Consider the following 5,087-nt stretch of genomic DNA (forward strand, 5'->3'; position numbering starts at 1 on the left):
CTTGGTTTCCATCATCTGCTGATAGGCTTCATCGCACGCGCAAGTGAAACCGGAAGTCAGCGTGTCCTTAATTCCGAAGAAACTGTGAAAACCTTGGCACGCCGTTTTCTCCGGGTTCATTATATACTTGATGCGGTCATTTAATTGGTTTCGTCCACCCGTTGCCCGGATGACATGAATTTGCAAAACCGCCATTAGTTCAACCTCTCCAGCTGCTGCTCGATCTTCTCCTGTGCTGCGGAAATTTGACGCAAAGTTTCAAGCGATACCTTGCCGGAAATGTGTGCAAGGCGCGTGATCTGATTGATATTTCGACCAACACCTTTGACCTGTTTTTGCAGGTCTGCAACAAACGCATTTGGATAGATTTTGATTTCGCCATATACCAGTAATCTGCGAAAATACTCAGCCATCGACAAATTGCTTTCACGCAATTTTCGCCGGAGCAGCATAAGTTCATCATCGTCCAAACGGAACTTAATTTGGTGTACTCGCTTTCTCATTTTTAACAATTCCTTGTTCTATGGTCGCTTGGGGGTATTAGGGGGTATCCCCTTAACAAGCCGGTTTTTGGGTACCCAAAAACCTATGCTTGCGAAAGTTCTAACCTTTAGCGCGATAAAGTGCTCTCGCGCGTCCCGCGCGAGGGTGATTTTTTTCCGTTTTGCAGTTTAACACAAAGCTGATCGTTGAAATCTTTCACTTTGGGAACACAGGTTCGCACTTCAAGATTTTCCGGAAACCGCTGACGCAGCATCGTAAAAATTCTGCGCGCTGCGGTCTGTCCGGCTGCGTCGTTATCGAAGCAAAGAACGACCCGCTTAAAAGAAAAAGTATTGAGCGTTCGCTCCAGTGCAGCAGGCAGTTTGCTCTCCGATGCTGTCACACCGCCGAGCGCAAGATAGTTGTCTTTCTTCCAATCCAGACCCTCAAACTTTCGCAGCGTTGCAATGGAAAGCGCATCAATCGCAGCTTCGCAAACAAACAAGGTTTTACCGCTGCCGCGTAGAAAAAATCCGTAACTTTTATCACTGCCGGTTGCTTCTTGACGGAAGTGTGAACCGGTGAGCGTACCACGCAGGAAAGCGTACTTCGCAGTGCCGTTTTCGTCCTTGCCAACGAACACAGCATTGTGATGCTGCGCGTCCTCATACAGCAGATTATTCTTGATACAGTGATTGATGATCTCTGCCGCAATGCCGCGCGACCGATGCAGGTATGCAAACACGCGACGGTTGCCGTTATTCTTTGGCGGCAGGGCGAATGCTGTGCGCTCAGGCGGCTTTGCTTTGTGCTCTGCCTGCGTGGCGGGGATCGTCTTAAAATCCTCACCGGCCAGTGTGCGCACTGCATCCTGAAAACTCATGCCATGAACGGCTTGAAGAAAGCCGATTGCATCGCCGCCGCCCTTGTTCTGTGAGAACCAGTTCCATCGACCATCTGCTGAGATACGCATACTGTCATGAGATTTCAGTGTCCATGACTGACCAATACGTTTCAGCTCTCCGGGCGGCTCATACTGCTGCAAGAACTGCACAAGGTCAATGCTGCGTGCGCGTTCGATCTGCTCGTCAGTCACGCGGCGGTTCGCGTTCGTTGTCATGCGCATTTCCTCCGTCCTTAGTATCTGCTGACGGGCGCTCTGCTGCTAACAGGTCAAGCAGCGTCTGCGCATCGTCATAGGTTGGTGCAATCTCACTGATCTTTTCAAGCAGAGCGCGTTCCTGCAACTGTTTGCGCTTCTCGGTAAGCTGCGAGAGCTTCTCCTGATACGCTTTGATTTTGGTCTGCACTTTCAAAATATCAGTTTCTATGCGTTTGATCTGTTCACTGGTACTTGCCATATACAATCCCTCCTTTCTTTGTTTTCTCATGCGTCAGTATTGAGCCGCTGACACTCGCTGTTATCTTCCCTTTATCCTAACGGATTTCAACTTCCGGCGCTTGCTTCACAGGAGCGCACCCATGCTGTTCGGTTATCAAGGTACAGCAGAGGATTTTGTAAAAGTGCAAAAAAGTTATGAATTTCGGTTATCGGAAATAGCACCTTAAAATAAAAGCCTCTACTATACTCATATAGAGGGGGGGTTGTAACACTTTTTCGATGATTGTTCACAATTTGTTTACAAAATTTCAGACTTACTAAACATAGTGTCTGATAAAATTCGACTTGAGAGCATAGAAAAAAGGTCGAATTGCTTCGACCTTTGAAATATTGATTTTGAACTTTTTTGACCACTTAGAGCCGTTTTCGAGAAAATCGTAAAGTTGATTATTGGACTGGGTGAACCGTGGTTGTGTCCGGTTCATCGTTGCGACCGACCAGCATCGGATGCAGCCAGCGCAGAACGACTTTGCGGCTTTCCGGCTTGGACTTACTGCCAGTCCAAAAGTGGTGCCAGTGTCCGCGACGAGTGTGCGTGCGAATGTGGCCGCTGCGCCGATGAGCAGTGCCGCGCTGCTGTGCTTTGGTGTTTTTCTCCTCGGCCTGCGCTCGGCGCAAGGCCGAGCCGATTGCCAGACCGGTATCATATGACTGCACCTCGCGGAACCTGTCGCGGATCGGTGCGGCAGCCGAACGTGGGCGGTATGTCTGCGCCGGTGTCGATGCTATATCCGCATTAGCGGCGCAGATATATAAGTACAAATTCAGGTATCGCAAAATAGTGGTGCGGTCTAAATTTACCTCATAGCCGTCCGGGTGTTTTGCTCGGTTTGCCGCTTTGGTCGTTGCATTGATGCAATCGCCAACCGTCAGGCCATTGAGGTGCAGCGGCATAGTCAAGGTACTGAAAGTTTTGTGTACTGCGCAGACATAAAAGACAGGTGTGCCTTTATCCATATCTCTCACGATGAACGGAAAGAAACCGATAATCTCCGGGTCAATGATACCGGGACAGGAGATAAAAGCACAGCGGTACGGCGGATGCAGCAGTACCTCGATCGGCAGATTATCACTATCGTCCCACTCGTCGGCCTGCTGTACAAGCTCTGCGGCCAGCGTATCATCAAAGGTGTACACGACCTTGTTGCGCCGCCAAAGCGCACAGCAGAAAAGCTCGAACGATGCGTGCGAGATCTCCACGGGCAGAGCACCATTTACAGCGTGTGCCTGTACAATGCTCATAGCTGCATACAGTTCCGCATCCGCAGCCATATTAGAGGGCTGCGTTGCACGGGTTTTATCGGCCAGCTCGTCTAAATCCTCCCAGCAATGCGGAATAAGGTTGCTCCATTGCCGCACCAGCGGCAATGGAGTGTTTTGCTCAGTCAACATATGATTTTCCTCTTTCTTTATGCACGCTGTACGCGCTGCGTGTCGATGGCCTGTACTTCGGCTTCGGTGTAATAATCAGCATCAGCCGGGATCGCAAATTCCAGTACGCCGATGTGATGACTGGTAATCAGCATCGGATACAATTCCTTATCCAGCGCTCGTGCCCACACTTGCGAAACCGGTGCTCCTGCATCTTCGCAAAGCACCTTGCGGCGTACCTCAACAGGCGCACCCGGCAACAGCGGAACGCGGCTGTATACACCGTCTTTCAGCCGCAGCATTTGCACGCCGGGCACTGACGGAGTTAAAGAGAAAAACTGAAGTTTCATAGCGGATACCCTCCTTGTAGTTTCTGTTCATATCAGAGGGAGCGGCAGCTCCCTCTGATATACCCGATCTGTCTTGTATCAATCCCACAAGTGGCGCTCAACGAACGCCTTATTGTCTGCGTCGTATGCGGCCTTGACCTGCTCCCACGGCTCACCGTTGCTCAGTGCATCATACGCCTTGGCCGCGATAGATGCCAACTCGGCGTTAGAGCCGTAACGCTGCTCCTCGACCATTAAGGCAAACTTAGCAGCGGGATACTTTTCTGCAATAGCAACTTCGTCAGACTTCGGAGCTGTCGGATAACGACACGTTCCACGCTCCATAGCACGCCGCATCTTGGTGCGCCATGCTTCCCTCTCGGCACGGGCGGCGCGCAGCTCCTTAACACCGGGGATTTCTTCAAACGTCTGGCGGCGGCGCTGATACTCGGCGCGCTCATCAGCAAAGTACGCCAAAATCTCCGGCTTAACGCTGATGATCTGCTTGTAGATCGCATCCGTCACGATCTTGGTGTTGCTGATCTTGATACGACCATCACGGTTATCCGTGATGGCGTATTTTGCGATCATTTCAGCGATTTCCTGCTTGGTCATATCGTTTTCCTCCTTAATCCTCATCGTCCACTTCAGCGAGATAAGCGTTGACCTGCTCGGTGAGATTGTCAACCACTTCGGCAAACGCAGTGTTGTCCAGCGTTTCGCGGTCATAAAAGTATTCCGGAGATTTCTCCGCCCATTCTTCGGAGGTGAGATCGTAGTCAGCCGGAGTGATGGTCGCGGTAAAAGTTGCATCTGCCGCATCGAAGCACCGGTAGAAAGTGCCATCATCGCCAATATGGATGTAGTAGTCAACACCGTAGTCCTCAAACTCAGCGCTTGCGTTCTTCGTAAGCTGCTCAAAGATTTCCTCTCGGGTGACACGCTTGGGATTGGCGGCTTTGCCGCTCATTCGCAGCGCTCTCATTTCCTCATTCATTTTGTTTCCTCCCTTGATTTTTGTACATGGTTCAGCTATAATCAAGGAGTAGTTGGAGTAAGGTTTCCGTCTACTCCTGATTACGCTTTAGGCTTGCGGTGTAGCATTTGGCTTGGCTGTTACCGCAAGCCTTCATTTACGCCTTGACCTTGCTGTCACGAACGATTTTTGCCGCTGTTTCCGGGTCTTTGGCGCTGAGTTCAATCAGTTTAGCGATATTTTCGAGATACTGATTGAGTTCAGCCGTGTTCATTTCGTCCACGCTACCTCACTTCCTTTCTATCAGAGGTGTTACCCTCCTTACCTTACAAGTATAGTATAAACCATTTAGTTGATTTTGTCAACCCTTTAGTTGATATTTATAAACTAAAATATTGACATTTTATACTTTTTGGTTTATACTTCATTGTAAGGGGGTAATATTATGACAACAAAACAAATCGTAAAGCAGGCGCTCGCATACTGCGATCTATCCAATGCCGAATTAGCTCGTCGATTAGACTGG

Annotated in this window: 9 protein-coding genes; all 9 read right to left on the reverse strand. The window is 49.8% G+C overall.

Annotation, left to right across the window (positions count from 1 at the left end; translation table 11 throughout):
* Window positions 1-195 (reverse strand): hypothetical protein (locus tag C7386_RS13635; protein ID WP_207655877.1); only part of this gene is annotated, 195 nt, incomplete at its 3' end.
* Window positions 195-503: a plasmid mobilization protein gene (locus C7386_RS12870; RefSeq protein ID WP_116705701.1), complete on the reverse strand. Its 309-nt coding sequence runs from the start codon at window positions 501-503 to the stop codon at window positions 195-197. The genes C7386_RS13635 and C7386_RS12870, both read right to left, overlap by 1 nt.
* A 107-nt stretch (window positions 504-610) precedes the next feature.
* A complete protein-coding gene (locus C7386_RS12875) occupies window positions 611-1,603 on the reverse strand; it encodes a DUF3991 and toprim domain-containing protein (RefSeq protein ID WP_158581288.1) in 993 nt (330 codons plus the stop codon).
* Window positions 1,572-1,844 (reverse strand): hypothetical protein, encoded by a 273-nt coding sequence (locus C7386_RS12880; RefSeq protein ID WP_116705703.1) that lies wholly within the window; start codon window positions 1,842-1,844, stop codon window positions 1,572-1,574. The genes C7386_RS12875 and C7386_RS12880 overlap by 32 nt, the downstream gene beginning before the upstream one ends.
* 428 nt (window positions 1,845-2,272) lie before the next feature.
* Complete coding sequence (locus C7386_RS12885; protein ID WP_116705704.1) at window positions 2,273-3,277, reverse strand: AcrVA2 family anti-CRISPR protein; 1,005 nt, start codon at window positions 3,275-3,277, stop codon at window positions 2,273-2,275.
* Window positions 3,278-3,294: 17 nt separating this feature from the next.
* Window positions 3,295-3,606 carry a hypothetical protein gene (locus C7386_RS12890; RefSeq protein WP_116705705.1) on the reverse strand — a complete coding sequence of 104 codons (312 nt, stop codon included), beginning with the start codon at window positions 3,604-3,606 and terminating at the stop codon, window positions 3,295-3,297.
* 78 nt (window positions 3,607-3,684) lie between these two features.
* Window positions 3,685-4,200 (reverse strand): hypothetical protein, encoded by a 516-nt coding sequence (locus C7386_RS12895; RefSeq protein ID WP_116705706.1) that lies wholly within the window; start codon window positions 4,198-4,200, stop codon window positions 3,685-3,687.
* 13 nt (window positions 4,201-4,213) lie between these two features.
* Window positions 4,214-4,582: a hypothetical protein gene (locus tag C7386_RS12900; RefSeq protein WP_116705707.1), complete on the reverse strand. Its 369-nt coding sequence runs from the start codon at window positions 4,580-4,582 to the stop codon at window positions 4,214-4,216.
* Between the two features lie 136 nt (window positions 4,583-4,718).
* Window positions 4,719-4,844, reverse strand: a complete 126-nt coding sequence (locus C7386_RS13870; RefSeq protein WP_279221050.1) for a hypothetical protein — start codon at window positions 4,842-4,844, stop codon at window positions 4,719-4,721.
* Between the last annotated feature and the right edge of the window lie 243 nt (window positions 4,845-5,087).

Origin of the sequence: Agathobaculum butyriciproducens (assembly GCA_003096535.1) — a bacterium.
Classification (GTDB): domain Bacteria; phylum Bacillota; class Clostridia; order Oscillospirales; family Butyricicoccaceae; genus Agathobaculum; species Agathobaculum butyriciproducens.